This is a genomic window from Pseudomonadota bacterium (assembly GCA_016719885.1).
Lineage (GTDB): Bacteria > Pseudomonadota > Gammaproteobacteria.
The window spans coordinates 149,164-165,108 of sequence record JADJYF010000015.1 but is presented as its reverse complement, the minus strand read 5'-3'; the positions used below and the strand labels follow the sequence as shown (position 1 = coordinate 165,108).

Here is a 15,945-nt window from a genome sequence, read left to right as displayed (position 1 = left end):
GTCGGCAAGACTTCCATCGGGCATTCGATCGCCGATGCGCTCGGCCGCAAGTTCTTCCGCTTCAGTGTCGGTGGCATGCGCGACGAAGCCGAGATCAAAGGCCATCGTCGTACCTACATTGGCGCCATGCCGGGCAAGTTCATCCAGGCCTTGCGTGATACCGGCGTCGCCAACCCGGTGGTGTTGCTGGACGAGGTCGACAAGATAGGCGCGTCCTACCAGGGCGACCCGGCCTCGGCGCTGCTCGAAGTGCTGGACCCCGAGCAGAACGTCGGCTTCCTCGATCATTACCTCGACGTGCGCTTCGACCTGTCGAAGGTGCTGTTCGTGTGCACGGCCAATCAGCTCGATTCGATCCCGGGCCCACTGCTGGACCGCATGGAAGTGATCCGTCTGGCGGGCTATTTGACTGCCGAAAAAGTCGCGATCGGCAGCCGCTACCTGTGGCCGAAACAGCGCGCCAAGGCAGGTCTCGGCGCACGCCAGGTGCGCATCAACGCCGGCGCCATCAAGGCCATCGCCGAGAACTACGCGCGCGAGGCGGGCGTGCGCAATCTCGACAAGCAGCTGGGACGCATCGCGCGCAAGGCGGCCTTGGCCGTGGTGCGCGATCCTCGTCACGAGGTGGCGGTCACGCCGAAGAATCTCGAAAGCTTCCTGGGCGCGCCGCTGTTTCGCAAGCAGGTGCCGGAGCGTGGCATCGGCATCGTCACCGGTCTTGCCTGGACGGCGCTCGGCGGCGCGACGCTCGACATCGAGGCGACGCTCGTGCATAGCAAGCATCGCGGTTTCAAATTGACCGGACAGCTGGGCGAAGTGATGCGCGAGTCGGCCGAGATCGCCTACAGCTATATCGCGTCGCACCTCACCGAGTTCCGCGCCAGTCGGGAATTCTTCGACGAGGCCTTCGTGCACTTGCACGTGCCCGAAGGCGCCACGCCCAAGGACGGTCCGAGCGCCGGCGTCACCATGGCCACCGCGCTGTTGTCGCTCGCACTCGGGCGGCGCATGAAAAGGCCGCTGGCCATGACCGGCGAACTGACCTTGACCGGGCGCGTGCTGGCGGTGGGCGGCATACGGGAAAAGATCATCGCGGCGCGCCGCGCGGGGCTTAAGGAAATCATCCTGCCGGCGGCGGTGCGCGGCGAGTTCGACGAGTTGCCGGCCTATATCCCCGAAGGCCTGCGCTTCCACTTCGTGGAGAACTTCAGCGAGGTGGCGGCCATCGCGTTCGGCTGAATGGCGCACGGTGCGGAGACGCGGTAGCGAGCGGGCTTTGTGCGATACTCGCCCAAATCCACCGTGACGAGGCCGCAATGTCGATCGTAACCGAGCCCTCACTGCTGATTCATCGTCGCACCAAGATAGTCGCCACCGTCGGGCCGGCTTCGAGCTCGGAGGATGCCATCGCGGCCCTCATCGAAGCCGGCGTCAATGTCTTCCGCATCAACCTATCGCATGGCAGTCATGCCGCGCACGGCGCCGCCATCGCGATGATTCGCCAGGTGGCGCAGCGTCTCGGCACGCCTACCGCCATCCTCGCCGATCTGTGCGGGCCCAAGATTCGCACCGGCAAGTTTCGCGACGGCAGTGTCGAGCTCGTTGCCGGCAAGCGCGTGACGGTGACCACCGCCGACGTGCTCGGCGATGCCGAGCTAATTCCCTCGCAGTACGCGGCGCTGCCGGGCGATGTCGCACCCGGCAACCGCATCCTGTTGAACGACGGCGCGGTCGAACTGCGGGTGGAGGCGGTGCGCGGCCAGAACGTCGAGTGCGTGGTGGTGGCGGGCGGCCCGGTCGGCGATCACAAGGGCATCAACCTGCCGGGTACGGCGGTGTCGGCGCCGTCCCTCACCGACAAGGACCGCGCCGATGCGGTGTTTGCGCTGGCGGCGGGCGTCGATTTCATCGCCCTGTCGTTCGTGCGTAACGGCGACGACATCAGTTCGTTACGCGCCATCGTCGACGCCGCCGAATCCAAGGCCGGCATCATCGCCAAGATTGAAAAGCCCGAAGCGCTCATCAACAGCGAAGACATCATCGCGCGTGCCGACGGCATCATGGTGGCGCGTGGCGATCTTGGTGTCGAACTCAATCCCGAGCAGGTGCCCTTGGCGCAGACCCAACTCATCACCCGCGCCCGCCAGTTGAACAAGCCGGTCATCGTCGCGACGCAGATGCTGGAGTCGATGATCACCAACGCGCGGCCGACGCGCGCCGAGGTTTCCGACGTTTCGTTCGCGGTCGCGAGCGGCGCCGATGCGGTGATGTTGTCGGGCGAATCGGCGGTCGGCAAGTTCCCGGTCGCGGCGGTGCAGATGATGGACCGCGTCGCGCGTCAGACCGAAGCCTATTACTGGCATGCCGGGCTCGCGTTCCCGGGCAGCCACGCGCCGACCTCCGTGCCCATGCCCTTTGGTGATGCCATCGCCGACGCCACCGCGCGCCTCGTCACCGACCTGCGTGCGCGGGCGGTGATGGTGATCTCCATGCACGGCATGACTGCCGCCACCATCAGCGCGGCGCGACCGGCGGCGCCGGTGGTGGCCATTTCCTGCGATCAACAGACCTGCCGCCGCATGAGTCTCATGTGGGGCATGATTCCCCACTACGTGGCAAGCGTGGGCGCCGAGAATCCCAATCAGATCGCGCGGCGCGTGGCGCGGGAACTGGGCTTGGCGAAGGACGGCGGTTACGTGGTGATGGTGCGTGGCTTCAATGCCGACCCGGCCATCAATTCACCGTCGATGACGGTGTTGCAAGTGTGAGTTGGCTACAGGTGTAATCGAATGCTCTGTAGGTGCGAATTCATTCGCACATTAGAGCCCGGCTGAAAGCTGCTTGATGGGGCTCAATGTGCGAATGAATTCGCACCTACGAAGAGGGACATCTCAGAACGGAATATCGTCGTCGAAGTCCATCGGCGGCTCGGCCTGGCCGCGCGGTGCGCTGTCGCCGCGACTGCCGCCACCACCGCCACTACCACCACCGTAGCTCGAGCCACCGCGCTCGCCGCCCGCCGCCGGACCACCACCGCCGCCGCCACTGCGGCCGCCGAGCATCTGCATGTCGCTCGCGACGATTTCGGTGCTGAATTTCTCGTTGCCGTCCTTGTCCTGCCATTTGCGGGTCTGGATGCGGCCTTCGACGTAGATCTGCGAACCCTTCTTGACGTACTGCTCGACGATCTCAGCGAGGCGGTTGAAGAATACCACGCGGTGCCACTCGGTGCGTTCCTGGGTTTCACCGCTGTCCTTGTCGCGCCAGGTGTCGGCGGTTGCCAGGCGCACATTGGCGACGGCGGAACCGCCGGCGGTGTAGCGCACTTCGGGGTCGGCGCCGAGATTGCCGATCAGCATGACTTTGTTGAGGCCACGTGCCATGGGTGTTTGCTCCTTCAGGGGGTTGATGCGACCGTCCGTGGTCGGTGTAAGGCCGGGATTCTACCCAAGCCGGCAGGCGACGTCAGTCCTGCGGCGCGCTGTCGAGTGCCGCACGCGGCGCGCGCAGGGCCGCCACCAGCCATACCAGGCACAGGCCCGCGCACAGCGCCGGTACCCCGGCGAAACCGAAGCGGCCGGCGACGAAGCCGCCGAGTGTGCCGCCGATGAACATGCCGAGGAACTGGAAGGTCGCGTAGGCGCCCAGCGCCGTGCCCTTGTAGGCCGGCGGTGCCACCCTCGAAATGAGGCTGGGCAGAGAAGATTCAAGGAAATTGAAGGCGGTGAAGAACACCGTCAGCGCGACATAGGTGCCGAGCCGCTGGTGCCAGGTCAGCCACAGCAGCACTTCGGCCACGCCGAGCAGCGCGATGGCCGAACAGGAGACCTTCATCAGCCAACCGGGCCGCATCGACAGACGGATGAGCGGCGCCACCAACGCGATCGACACCAGTAGCACCGGCAGGTAGACGGTGTGATGGCGCGCGGTGGGCAGGCCCAGGCCTTCACGCAAATCGACCGGAATCGCGACGAAGCTGGCCGCCAGCACCAGGTGCAGGGCCAGCACGCCGAAATACAGCACGCGCAATTGTGGGGCACTCACCGCCGCCCACGAAATCGGCGTCGCGCGGCGCACCTGCGCCGCGGGCGTCGGTACCAGGTAGAACAACACCGGCAGGGCCAGCGCCCCAACCACGCCGGAAGCGATGAACAAACCATTGAGGCCGACCGCGCCGTCGATCATCGGGCCCAGCACGAAGGCCACCGAAAACGCGATGCCGATGCTGACACCGATGATGGCCATGACCTTGGTCCGCTGCGATTCGCGGGTCAGGTCCGCGGCCAGCGCGAGGGTCGCGCCCGACACCGCGCCGGTGCCCTGCACCGCGCGCCCAATCAGCACCGGCAGGATGTGATGCGCGAAGGCCGCGATGGCCGAGCCCAGGGTAAAGATCACCAGGCCAAGGGCGATCACCGGCTTGCGCCCGATGCGGTCGGACAGGGTGCCGAAGGGGATCTGGAAGCAGGCCTGGGTCAGGCCGTATATGCCGAGCGTCAGGCCGACCATGAAGGGCGTCGCGCCGGCCAGTTGATTGGCGTACAAGGCGAGCACCGGCACCAGCATGAACAACCCCAGCATGCGCAGGAAGAACACGCCGGCCAGGGCGAAGGTCGCATGGCGTTCGGAAGCTGTGAAGGCGGTGCTGGCTGACACGATGTAAACGAATTGAGCGCTGGTGAAAAAACGCCGTATAGTAATCGTTTGATCTTTGTCGGCGCCAGTCGCAGCCGCACGCCTTGGGAAGTCCACAGTAGTCCATGGATACGATTCATCTTCGCGGCGCACGCACGCACAATCTCAAGAACATCGATATCGACCTGCCGCGCGACAAGCTGATCGTGATCACAGGCCTGTCGGGCTCGGGCAAATCCTCGCTGGCCTTCGACACCATTTACGCCGAAGGCCAGCGCCGCTACGTCGAATCGCTGTCGGCCTACGCGCGGCAGTTCCTGTCGATGATGGAAAAGCCCGACATCGACCACATCGAAGGCCTGTCGCCGGCCATTTCCATCGAGCAGAAGTCGACTTCCCACAACCCGCGCTCGACGGTCGGCACCATCACTGAAATCTACGACTACCTGCGCCTGCTGTTTGCGCGCGTCGGCGAACCGCGTTGCCCGGACCACGCCGAGATCCTCGAAGCCCAGACCGTTTCGCAGATGGTCGACCAGGTGCTGGCGCTGCCGGCCGATTCGCGCTGGATGCTGCTGGCGCCGGTGGTGCGCGGCCGCAAAGGCGAACATCACCAGGTGTTCGAGCATCTCGCGCGTCTCGGTTACCTGCGCGCGGTGGTCGATGGCGAAGTGGTGATGCTGGATCAACCGCCAGTGCTGGCGCTGCGCAAGAAGCACGACATCGACGTGGTCATCGACCGCTTCCGCGTGCGCGAAGATCTCAAGCAGCGCCTCGCCGAGTCCTTCGAATCGGCGCTCGAACTCGGCGAAGGCGTGGCGCGCGTGGTGCCCATGGAGGGCGAGCAGGCGGGCGCCGGCGCGGAACTGGTGTTCTCGTCGCGATTCGCCTGCAAGGTGTGCGGTTATTCGATCAGCGAACTCGAGCCGCGGCTGTTCTCGTTCAACAACCCGGTGGGCGCCTGCACGGCCTGCGACGGTCTCGGCGTGGTGCAGTTCTTCGATGAACAGCGCATCGTGCAGCGCCCGGACATCAGCCTGCCGGCCGGCGCCATCCGCGGCTGGGACCGCCGCAACGCCTATTACTTCCAACTCATCAGCGCGCTGGCGAAACACTACGCCTTCGACATCGATACGCCGTTCAACGACATACCGGCCGACATCCGCCAGGTGATCCTGCACGGCAGCGGCGAGGCCGAAATCGAATTCACTTATTTCAAGGCGGGCGGCAAGGCCTACAAGAAGAAGCACGCCTTCGAAGGCGTCTTGCCCAACATGGAACGGCGCTACCGCGAGACCGATTCGAACATGGTGCGCGAGGAGCTGGCGCGCTACCAGGGCTCGAAAGCCTGCCCGGAATGTTCCGGCACGCGTTTGAATCGCGCCGCGCGCAACGTGTTCGTGCGCGAACACAATCTCGCCCATGTCACCAGCATGGCGATCGGCGCCACCCATGCGTTCTTCGATCGCCTGAGCCTGCCGGGCAAACGTGGCGAGATTGCCGAGAAAATCGTCAAGGAAGTCAAACTGCGCCTGCAGTTCCTGGTCAACGTCGGTCTCGATTACCTGACTCTAGACCGCAGCGCCGATACCTTGTCCGGCGGTGAGGCGCAGCGCATCCGCCTTGCCAGCCAGATAGGCGCGGGCCTGGTCGGCGTGATGTACATCCTCGACGAGCCGTCCATCGGTTTGCATCAACGAGACAACCAGCGCCTGTTGTCGACGCTCGTGCACCTGCGCGATCTCGGCAACACCGTGATCGTGGTCGAACACGACGAAGAAGCGATCATGGCGGCCGACCACGTGGTCGACATGGGCCCGGGCGCCGGTGTGCACGGCGGCCAGGTGGTGGCGCAGGGCACGCCCGCCGACGTGTGCTCGAGTGCGGAATCCTTGACCGGCCAATACCTTTCGGGACGGCGTGGCATCGTCATTCCCCATCTTCGCCTCAAGCCCGATCCGAAGCGCATGCTCAGCATCAAGGGCGCGCGCGGCAACAACCTGAAGGGCGTCAGTGCCGATATTCCGGTCGGACTCATGACCTGCGTGACCGGCGTGTCGGGCTCCGGCAAGTCGACGCTGGTCAACGACACCTTGTTCGCGGTCACTGCGCGCGATCTGAACGGCGCCACGGTCAGCCCCGCCGAACACGACGCCGTCGTCGGTCTCGAACATTTCGACAAGGTGGTCGACATCGACCAGAGTCCCATCGGCCGCACACCGCGCTCCAATCCCGCCACCTACACCGGCCTGTTCACGCCCATTCGTGAATTGTTCGCGGGCGTGCCCGAGGCGCGCTCCCGCGGCTACGAGCCGGGACGCTTCTCCTTCAACGTCAAGGGCGGACGTTGCGAAGCCTGCCAGGGCGACGGCGTGATCAAGGTCGAGATGCATTTCCTGCCCGACGTCTACGTGCCCTGCGACATGTGCAAGGGCAAGCGTTACAACCGCGAGACGCTCGAAATCCTGTACAAGGGTCGCACCATCAGCGACGTGCTGGACATGACCGTCGAGGAAGCGCGGCTGTTTTTCGAAGCGGTGCCGACCATTGCCAGCAAGCTGCAGACCTTGACCGAAGTGGGCTTGACCTATGTGCGCATCGGGCAGAACGCCACCACCTTGTCCGGCGGCGAAGCGCAGCGCGTGAAGCTGTCGCGCGAGCTGTCCAAGCGCGACACCGGCAAGACCCTGTACATCCTCGACGAGCCGACCACCGGCCTGCATTTCTACGACATCGAGCAGTTGCTGAAAGTCTTGCATCGCTTGCGCGACCACGGCAACACGGTGGTCGTGATCGAGCACAATCTCGATGTCATCAAGACCGCCGACTGGATCATCGATCTCGGTCCCGAGGGCGGCACCGGTGGCGGCGAGATCATCGCGGTCGGCACGCCGGAACAGGTGGCGGCCGAGCCGCGTTCCCATACCGGCCGCTTTCTCGCCGAGGTGTTGGCGCGGCCGGTACCGGCGACGCGCGCATCGGCCTGAAGCGGCGCCGCGCCTACATCGCGAGCTGCGTGCCGAGCAGGTAGCCGTAGAGCATCACGACGGGCGCCACGGCGACCATGCCCATGGCCTGGCCCAGCCACTGTTCGAGGCCGCGCGCGCCGCGACGGGCATCGAGCCGTGCGCCCACATCCTGGCCGAGCCCGGCGGCGAGCGCCGGCAGCAGCCAACACAGGCCGAACAGCGCCATGGCGCCCAGCGCGCCCGGCCACGGGCTGGCGCTCAAGGCGCCGACATGCCTGGAAAATCCCACGAACAACAGCGCAGCCGCGCCCACGCCTTGCAGTGCGTCGATGAGTCCGGTGCGCGAACCGGACAGCGGCAGCGGCACCAGCAGGCGCGCCGCGCACAAGGCGATAAGCCACAGGCCGCCGTGTGCGGCCGTTTCGTGCATGAGGGTGGCGAGCGTGGGGGCGGCGCGAAAGCCGAACAGGGCCGGGTAGGCGACGAGCACCGCGCCCACGATCATCGCGCCGCGCAGCAGCGGCGCGCCGAGGCCGAGCCACAGGCGCGTGAGCATGGGGCGCGTCGCCACCAGCCGCGCCAGCCACAGCTCGAAGCTGACGCCCGCCACCAGCACCAGCATGAGTTCGAGCATTCCTGTCGACGGCGACAACGGCAACATGCGCGGTGCCTCAGACCGCGTGCTTTCGGCGAGGCCGAAACGAATCGAGTATCATGCCGGCCATCCCCGACTTCACAGGTAGCAGTTGAATGTCCGTTCTGATCTGCGGCTCGCTCGCGTTCGATAACATCATGGTGTTCCAGGACCGGTTCAAGAACCACATCCTGCCCGACAAGATCCACATCCTGAACGTTTCCTTCCTGGTGCCCGAGCTGCGCCGCGAGTTTGGCGGCTGCGCCGGCAACATCGCCTACAATCTCAAGCTGCTCGGTGGCGCGCCCCTGATCATGGGCACGGTCGGTGTCGACTTCGCGCCCTACGCGAGCTGGTTGAAAGGGCAGGGCATGGAAACCCGCTGCATCACCACCATCGATCAATCACTGACCGCGCAGGCCTTCATCACCACCGACCTGGACGACAACCAGATCACCGCCTTTCATCCCGGCGCCATGAACTACTCGGCGAGCAACAAGGTTGCCGACGCCGGCGCGGTCGAGCTCGGCATCATCGCGCCCGACGGTCGGGACGGCATGCTCGCACACGCGCGCCAGATGCACGAGGCCGGCATTCCCTTCATCTTCGATCCGGGCCAGGGCATGCCGATGTTCGACGGCGACGATCTGAAAGCGTTCATCGACATCGCCACCTGGGTGACGGTCAATGATTACGAATCGGAGCTCATGCAGGAGCGCACCGGGCTGTCGCCCGAGGCGATCGCCGAGCGCGTGCAGGCCTGTATCGTCACGCGCGGCGGCGAAGGCTCCAACATCTACACGCGCGGCGGACGTATCGACATCCCCTGCGCCAAGCCCGCCAGCCTCACCGATCCGACCGGCTGTGGCGATGCCTATCGCGCCGGCCTGTTGTACGGCCTGGTCAACAAGCTGCCGTGGGAAACCACCGGTCGCATCGCGTCGCTGCTCGGCGCCATCAAGATTGCCCACGCCGGCACCCAGAACCATTACTTCACGCGCGACGAATTCGCGGCGCGTTACGTCACCGAGTTCGGCGCCAAGCTCGACTGGTAGGCGTCGCAAGCGCCCCGCGCACGGTTCATGAAACCAGCGCGCGCAGGCAGTCATCCAGCGTGGTGAGCGGCGCGCTGCAGCGGCTGGCGCGGCACACGTAAGCCGTGACGGCGGCGCCTTCCTGCGCCGCGCGCGCGTCCAGCAAACCGGGCAGTGCGCGCTCAGCGCCGGGGATCGCGTAGCAACTCAGCTCGGCGCCCGCGTGTGGCGCGAGTCGGGCACGCCAATGGGCCACCTGGTCGGAGTCGTCGCCGCGCAGCAGCACGTGGGGTGGCGCGCCTGCGTGGCGATGGTTCGCGGCGAGCGCGCTGGCATGGGCCTGCGGCGCGGCCTGGGCGGCATGCATGGCAGCTGTCAGCGTGCGCTCGGCGGCCACCTGGTAGCGCGCGTCGCCGATCAACTGCGCGAGCTCCAGCAGCGCATCGGCCGTCACCACGTTGCCGGACGGCAGCGCGTCGTCATTGAAGCTGCGCACGCGTACCAGCAGCGTTTCGTGATCGCGCGCGGTGAAATAGAAACCTCCGCGTTCGCGGTCTTCGAATTCGTCGAGCAGCAAATCGGCGAGCGCCACCGCGAAGTCCAGATCGCTGCGCCGCCAGCGACACGCCAGCAGTTCGAGCGTGGCGGACAACAGGAAGCCATGATCGTCGAGATAGGCCGGCACGCTCGCCACGCCGTGTCGGCTGGTGGCGAGCAGTCGGCCCGCGCGCCAGTGGTGGGCGATGACGAAGTCGAGGGCGCGTTCCGCGGCGCTGATGAAATCGGGCCGCGACAGCAGGCGCCCGGCGCTGGCCAAGGCACCGATGGTGAGCGCGTTCCAGGCGGTCAGGATCTTGTCGTCGTGCGCCGGCGCCACGCGCGCGCCACGCGCGGCGCGGAGCTTGGCGAGCTGGGCCCGCGTGGGCGCGGAGGGCGGCGGCAGCGGCTGGTCGCGGGCGGGCGACGGCCGACGCAGGTGCCAGCGGCCTTCAAAATTAGCCGCGCCGTCCAAGCCGTACTGCGCGGCGAAGGCGGCATGCCCGGCGCCCAGCACGGCCTCGACTTGCTCGCGTGTCCACACGTAATAGCTGCCTTCCTCGCCCGCCGCATCGGCATCGACGCTGGAATGAAATCCACCCGCGGCATCCTGCATGTCGGCTACCAGCCATGCGCCGATGTCGCACGCAACGGATTTGAGGTCGTCCAGGTCGCGCTTGGCGCCGACCCGCGCATAGAGCGCGAGCAGCGCGGCGTTGTCGTAAAGCATTTTCTCGAAATGCGGGATGCTCCAGTGCGCGTCGGTCGAATAGCGAAAAAAGCCGCCGCCTACCTGGTCCATGAGGCCGCCGGCGGCCATCGCGCGCAGGCTGAACGCGACCAGCCCCGGGTGGTCGGTCTCGAGCAAGGCCAGCGCCTCCGGGTGCAGAAACTTGGGCGCGCCGCCGAAGCCGCCGTGGCGCGCATCGAAGGCCTGCGTCAACTGCATGACGGCGCGCGCCATCAGCGCCGGTTCGAAGCCGGCGGCGACGTCGTCCGCGCCGCCGAGCTCCGCGCCGAGTGCGGCGCGCATGTTGGTACTGAATTCGGCCATGCGCGCGCCATGCTCGCGATAGGCCTGCGCCACGCGCTCCAGCACCTCGGCGAAGCCTGGCCGCCCATGGCGCGGCGTGTTGGGGAAATAGGTGCCGCCGAAGTAGGGCACTTGGTCGTCGGGTGTCAGGAACATGGTCAGCGGCCAGCCGCCGTTGGCCTGGGTCAGCAGCCGATGGGCGGCCTGGTAGATCTTGTCGAGGTCTGGGCGCTCCTCGCGGTCGACCTTGATGTTGATGAACAGGCGATTCATCTGCGCGGCGATGGCGCCGTCTTCGAAGGACTCATGGGCCATGACATGGCACCAGTGGCATGCCGAGTAGCCTATCGACAGGAGAATGGGCTTGTTCTCGCTGCGTGCCCGCGCCAATGCTTCCGCACCCCACGGGTACCAGTCCACCGGGTTGTCGGCGTGTTGCAAAAGGTAGGGACTGGTGGCGTCGCGCAGGCGGTTCATGGGGTGATGTCGGACTCGGAATGGGGCCGCAACGCTACCACGTCGAGCGGCGCCCGTGCCTCTCCCGACGCCTTGAACAGTGCATAATGGCGGCCGGTTGCTGTGACGTTCCTGGCCATGATTCCGTTTCCCCCCATCGATCCCGTTGCCTTCAAACTCGGTCCGGTGGCCGTGCACTGGTACGGCCTGTCCTACATCGTCGGCATCGGCCTCGGCTGGGGCTTGCTGCACGACCGTGCCGGCCGCGGCAACGGACGCTGGACCCGCGACCAGGTGGCGGATCTGGTGTTCTACGCGGCCCTCGGTGGCGTGCTCGGCGGTCGCATCGGCTACATCCTGTTCTACAACCTGCACAGCTACCTGTCTGAACCACTGTCGATACTGGCGGTGTGGCGCGGCGGCATGTCCTTCCACGGCGGCGCCGTCGGCATGTCGCTGGCGCTGGCGTGGTTCGCGCGTGCCAACCAGCGCAGTTTTCTCGAGGTGGCGGATTTCCTCGTGCCGGTGGTGCCTATCGGTCTCGGCCTCGGGCGCATCGCCAACTTCATCAACCAGGAGCTATGGGGCGCGGCCACCACCCAGCCGTGGGGCGTGCTGTTCACCCATCCCGCCGCCGGCGGAGTGGCGCGCCATCCGACCCAGCTCTACGAGGCTTTTCTCGAAGGCCTGGTGCTGTTCGTGATCCTGAACGTAATCGCGCGCAAGCCGCGCGCCCATGGCACGCTGATGGCGTGGTTCTTCATGCTCTACGCGGTGTTCCGCTTTGCCGTCGAGTTCGTGCGCGAGCCGGATGCGCACATCGGCTACCTGGCATTCAACTGGTTGACCATGGGCCAACTGCTGTCGGCGCCGATGTTCATCATCGGCGTCGTAATGCTGGTGGCGGTGAGCAATCGCAAAGGGTAAGGCCGCCATGCAGACCTATCTCGATCTCCTCCGTCACGTGCGCGACCACGGCGTGCGCAAAAGCGATCGCACTGGCACCGGCACCTTGAGCGTGTTTGGCCACCAGATGCGTTTCGATCTCGCGCAGGGCTTTCCGCTCCTGACCACCAAGAAGCTGCATTTGAATTCCATCATCCACGAACTGATCTGGTTCCTGCGCGGCGAATCGAACATTGCCTACCTGAAGGACCATGGCGTGTCGATCTGGGATGAATGGGCGGACGCCGACGGCGAGCTCGGGCCGGTCTACGGTGTGCAATGGCGCTCGTGGCCGCGCGCCGACGGCGGCAGCATCGACCAGATCACGGAAGTCATCGAGGCCATCCGTCGCACGCCCGACTCGCGGCGGCTGGTGGTGAGCGCATGGAACGTCGCCGACATTCCGCGCATGGCGCTCGCGCCCTGCCACACGATGTTCCAGTTCTATGTGGCGGACGGACGCCTGTCCTGCCAGATGTACCAGCGCAGCGCCGACATCTTCCTGGGCGTGCCATTCAACATCGCGTCCTATTCCTTGTTGACCATGATGATCGCGCAGGTGTGTTCGCTCGAGCCCGGCGATTTCGTGCACACGCTGGGCGACGCGCACATCTATCTCAATCACCTCGAACAGACCGACCTGCAGCTGACGCGCACGCCCTATCCCGCGCCGCGCATGGTGCTGAACCCGGCGGTGCGTTCGATCTTCGATTTCAAGCGCGAGGATTTCGTGCTCGAAGACTACCAATGTCATCCCCACATCGCCGCGCCGGTCGCGGTGTGATGGCGGCATCGCGCACGTGAAGCTGGCGCTGGTGGTGGCGATGGCGCGTAACGGCGTCATCGGTCGCGACGGTGGCCTGCCCTGGCATCTGCCGGCCGACCTGCAGCGTTTTCGCGCCATCACCATGGGCAAGCCCATCGTGATGGGGCGACGCACCCATGAATCCATCGGTCGGCCCTTGCCGGGTCGTCGCAACATCGTGCTGTCGCGCGCCGCGAATCATGCGGCCGCCGGTTGTGAAGTGTTCGCAACCCTGGACGCCGCGCTGGCGGCGCTGGCCGATGTCGAGGAAGTGATGATAGTCGGCGGCGCGGCACTGTACGCCGAAGCCTTGCCGCGCGCCGAGCGCCTGTATCTCACCGAGGTCGACGCGGCGCCGACCGGCGACGTGTTCTTTCCGGCGTTCGAGCGTGGGCAATGGCGCGAAGTGGCGAGCGAGGCGCATGTCGCCGACGCGCGCAACGAGTACGCCTGGACCTTCCGCGTGCTGGAGCGGATCAGTCGAACGGCGCCGCCGTCGTCGAATTGACCTCGAACAAGGCACCGTCCTCGAGGCGCATGGCGGTGAGCTTGCCACCCCATACCGCGCCGGTGTCGAGCGGGTAGACGTGCAACGCCGGCCATTCGTCGCGCGGCAGGCGCAGCGTCGACCAGTGGCCGAACACGATGCGCAGGTCGCGATTGGCGCGCGCCGGCATGCGAAACCACGGTACGAGATGGCCGGCCGCGCTCGGTTCGCTCTTGTCCTCGAGATCGATACCGCCGTCGGCATGGCAATGGCGAATGCGCGTCAGGGCATTGGTGATGTAGCGCAGACGCGCATGACCGCGTAGCGAGGCATGCCAGTGCGCGGGCTCATCGCCGTACATGTGCGCGAGGAAATCGCGAAAGTCATCGCCCTGTAGGGCGCCTTCCACTTCGCGCGCGCAGGCCATGGCGGTGGCGAGATCCCAGCACGGCGGCAGGCCGGCGTGCACCAGCGTGTAACCGAGCGTCGCGTCGTGGTGGAGCAGCGGCTGGCGGCGCAGCCAGTCCAGCATCGTTTCCCGGTCCGGCGCGTCGAGAATGTCGTCGAGGGTGTCGCGCCGGCGTGGCTTGGCGCCCGCCACGTGGGCGCAGGCCAGCAGATGCAGGTCGTGATTGCCGAGCACTGTCACCGCGCGCTCGCCGAGCGTCATCACGCTGCGCAGCACCGCCGCCGATTGCGGCCCGCGGTTGACCAGGTCGCCGACCAGCCACAGCCGATCACGCGTACGGTTGAAATCGATTTGCTCGAGCAGCGCCTGGAACTCGCGGTGACAGCCCTGTATATCGCCAATCGCGTAAGTGGCCACGGCCTTGCCGTCTCAGTTCAGGATGCGCGGCATGGCCAGACGGAAGATCGGAATGACGGCCTTGAACTGCTCACCGTCGCTGGCCTGCATCTGGTAGCTGCCGCTCATGCTGCCGATCGGCGTCTCGAGCACCGCGCCGCTGGTGTACTGAAAGGCCGTGCCCGGTTCAATCAAGGGCTGCTGGCCGACCACGCCATCGCCATGCACTTCCTGCACGCGGCCGTTGGCATCGGTGATGAGCCAGTGGCGGCTCCGCAACTGCGCCGCCACCGTGCCGGTGTTGGCGATGGTGATGGTGTAGGCGAAGGCGTAACGATTGGCCGCCGGCTCCGACTGCTCTTCGAGATACGTGCTTTGGGCGCTGACACGTATGTCGTATCGGGTCTCGTTCATGCGCTGGTTCCGTGACTATGGCGCCGGGCATCACGCGCCTGGCGCCATTGTAACGGCGACGGGGCCTCAATAGCGCGCGATGACGTGGGTGGCGAAATCGCGAAACACGCGGCGCGCGTGATCCATGGGCGGCAGCAAGGTGATCTCGCGCAGGCCCGCCGCTTCGGCAGCCCTGAGTCGCGCGATGATCTGTTCGGGCTCACCGGCCAGGATCCAGGTCTCGATGGCTTCCGGCGTGATGAAGCGCCGTTCCTCCGGCACCAGCCACGAGCAATGCCCTTCATGGATCTGCAGATAGCGCTTGTGCTCGGGCATCGACATCTTGCCGACGTAGTCGCAGTACTCGTCCCACACGTTGCGCACCGCCGGCGGCAGCGCCGAATCGTCGCCCGACAATTTCCAGTTCTCGTAGCAGTAGTGGAGGGCGGCCGCCACCTGTGAGCCGCATTGGTCGATGACGCGTGGGCTGGTGAGTTTTTCGCCCGGGCCCAGCACCACCGCGCTGGTCAGCGCGGCGCTGTGGAAATCGGCCGGAAACACCCGCTTGACCTCGGCAGCGCCGGCGCGCATCAATTCGTAGCTCTCATGCACCAATGCCGGCGGCTCGTTGAGCGCCGAGATGCGCCCGTCGCCGTAGGCGCCCGCCGCGCGCAGCGCGCCCGGGCCATTGGCCGCCACCCAGATCGGGATCGCCTGGCTGATGTCGATGAACTTGCGCTCGAGGTGCAGGAAGCGGATATCGCGCGTTTCGCCGTTCAAGCTGTACTCGACTTCATCGCCGGCCAAGAGGCCGCGCACCACGCGCAGGTACTCGCGGAACGGTTTGGGCTTCATCGGCTTCATGCCCATCACGCGCATGGCGGTATGGCCGGTGCCGAGTCCCAGGAACACGCGGCCCGGCGCCAGCGCCGCGATGCTGGCGATGGAATGGGCGGTGACCGGCGCGATGCGGGTCGGCGCGATGGACACGCCCGTGCCGATCTTGATGCGCGAGGTATTGACCGCCGCCAGCGCCAGCACCGCGTAACAGTCCGACCAGATCATCTGGGAGTCGGGCACCCAGCCGTGGTCGTAGCCGAGATCCTCGGCCAGCTTGATGAGCTGCCAGTCGTTGATGTGCGTGCCGATCATGGCGCCGAATTTCATGTTCTTTCCCCTCGATGGTGATAGCCGTGCCCTGCATCGTTTGTC

General features: G+C 66.1%; 14 protein-coding genes. 7 read left to right on the top strand and 7 right to left on the bottom strand.

Features of this window, described 5'->3' with window-relative positions; all coding sequences use genetic code 11:
• Together lon and pyk are read left to right on the top strand one after the other, a co-directional pair.
• A partial coding sequence (lon, locus tag IPM80_16785; GenBank protein MBK8960023.1) for an endopeptidase La occupies positions 1-1,239 on the top strand: 1,239 nt, incomplete at its 5' end.
• A gap of 77 nt (positions 1,240-1,316) precedes the next feature.
• Complete coding sequence (gene pyk / locus IPM80_16780; GenBank protein ID MBK8960022.1) at positions 1,317-2,768, top strand: pyruvate kinase; 1,452 nt, start codon at positions 1,317-1,319, stop codon at positions 2,766-2,768.
• 123 nt (positions 2,769-2,891) lie between these two features.
• Here pyk and ssb read toward each other — a convergent pair whose 3' ends face one another.
• Together ssb and IPM80_16770 are read right to left on the bottom strand one after the other, a co-directional pair.
• A complete protein-coding gene (ssb, locus tag IPM80_16775; GenBank protein MBK8960021.1) occupies positions 2,892-3,383 on the bottom strand; it encodes a single-stranded DNA-binding protein in 492 nt (163 codons plus the stop codon).
• Between the two features lie 82 nt (positions 3,384-3,465).
• Positions 3,466-4,656: an MFS transporter gene (locus IPM80_16770; GenBank protein MBK8960020.1), complete on the bottom strand. Its 1,191-nt coding sequence runs from the start codon at positions 4,654-4,656 to the stop codon at positions 3,466-3,468.
• A 104-nt stretch (positions 4,657-4,760) separates the two neighbouring features.
• On the opposite strand from IPM80_16770, the gene uvrA reads away from it, so the two are divergent.
• Positions 4,761-7,622 carry an excinuclease ABC subunit UvrA gene (gene uvrA, locus IPM80_16765; GenBank protein ID MBK8960019.1) on the top strand — a complete coding sequence of 954 codons (2,862 nt, stop codon included), beginning with the start codon at positions 4,761-4,763 and terminating at the stop codon, positions 7,620-7,622.
• A 13-nt stretch (positions 7,623-7,635) separates the two neighbouring features.
• On the opposite strand, the gene IPM80_16760 is transcribed toward uvrA, so the two are convergent.
• Positions 7,636-8,265, bottom strand: coding sequence for a hypothetical protein (locus IPM80_16760; GenBank protein ID MBK8960018.1), 630 nt, complete (start codon positions 8,263-8,265; stop codon positions 7,636-7,638).
• 89 nt (positions 8,266-8,354) lie between these two features.
• On the opposite strand from IPM80_16760, the gene IPM80_16755 reads away from it, so the two are divergent.
• The gene (locus IPM80_16755) at positions 8,355-9,293 is read left to right on the top strand and encodes a carbohydrate kinase family protein (GenBank protein ID MBK8960017.1); all 939 of its coding nucleotides are present in this window, start codon (positions 8,355-8,357) and stop codon (positions 9,291-9,293) included.
• A 25-nt stretch (positions 9,294-9,318) separates the two neighbouring features.
• Here IPM80_16755 and IPM80_16750 read toward each other — a convergent pair whose 3' ends face one another.
• A complete protein-coding gene (locus IPM80_16750; GenBank protein MBK8960016.1) occupies positions 9,319-11,319 on the bottom strand; it encodes a thioredoxin domain-containing protein in 2,001 nt (666 codons plus the stop codon).
• Between the two features lie 117 nt (positions 11,320-11,436).
• Between IPM80_16750 and IPM80_16745 the strand changes: the two genes are divergently transcribed.
• Genes IPM80_16745 through folA form a run of 3 tightly spaced genes read left to right on the top strand, consistent with a single transcriptional unit; the run spans position 11,437 to position 13,556 of the window.
• A complete protein-coding gene (locus IPM80_16745; GenBank protein MBK8960015.1) occupies positions 11,437-12,225 on the top strand; it encodes a prolipoprotein diacylglyceryl transferase in 789 nt (262 codons plus the stop codon).
• A 7-nt stretch (positions 12,226-12,232) separates the two neighbouring features.
• Positions 12,233-13,027, top strand: coding sequence for a thymidylate synthase (locus IPM80_16740; protein ID MBK8960014.1), 795 nt, complete (start codon positions 12,233-12,235; stop codon positions 13,025-13,027).
• Between the two features lie 16 nt (positions 13,028-13,043).
• Positions 13,044-13,556, top strand: a complete 513-nt coding sequence (folA, locus tag IPM80_16735; GenBank protein MBK8960013.1) for a type 3 dihydrofolate reductase — start codon at positions 13,044-13,046, stop codon at positions 13,554-13,556.
• Here the strand turns inward: folA and IPM80_16730 are convergent.
• The 3 genes from IPM80_16730 to IPM80_16720 all read right to left on the bottom strand — a co-directional run bounded on the left by IPM80_16730 (position 13,525) and on the right by IPM80_16720 (position 15,900).
• Positions 13,525-14,361 (bottom strand): symmetrical bis(5'-nucleosyl)-tetraphosphatase, encoded by an 837-nt coding sequence (locus tag IPM80_16730; protein ID MBK8960012.1) that lies wholly within the window; start codon positions 14,359-14,361, stop codon positions 13,525-13,527. The genes folA and IPM80_16730 overlap by 32 nt on opposite strands.
• 12 nt (positions 14,362-14,373) lie before the next feature.
• Complete coding sequence (gene apaG, locus IPM80_16725; protein MBK8960011.1) at positions 14,374-14,754, bottom strand: Co2+/Mg2+ efflux protein ApaG; 381 nt, start codon at positions 14,752-14,754, stop codon at positions 14,374-14,376.
• A 66-nt stretch (positions 14,755-14,820) separates the two neighbouring features.
• Entirely contained in the window at positions 14,821-15,900 is a 1,080-nt protein-coding gene (locus IPM80_16720; protein ID MBK8960010.1) for an LLM class flavin-dependent oxidoreductase, read from the bottom strand.
• Positions 15,901-15,945: the final 45 nt, after the last annotated feature.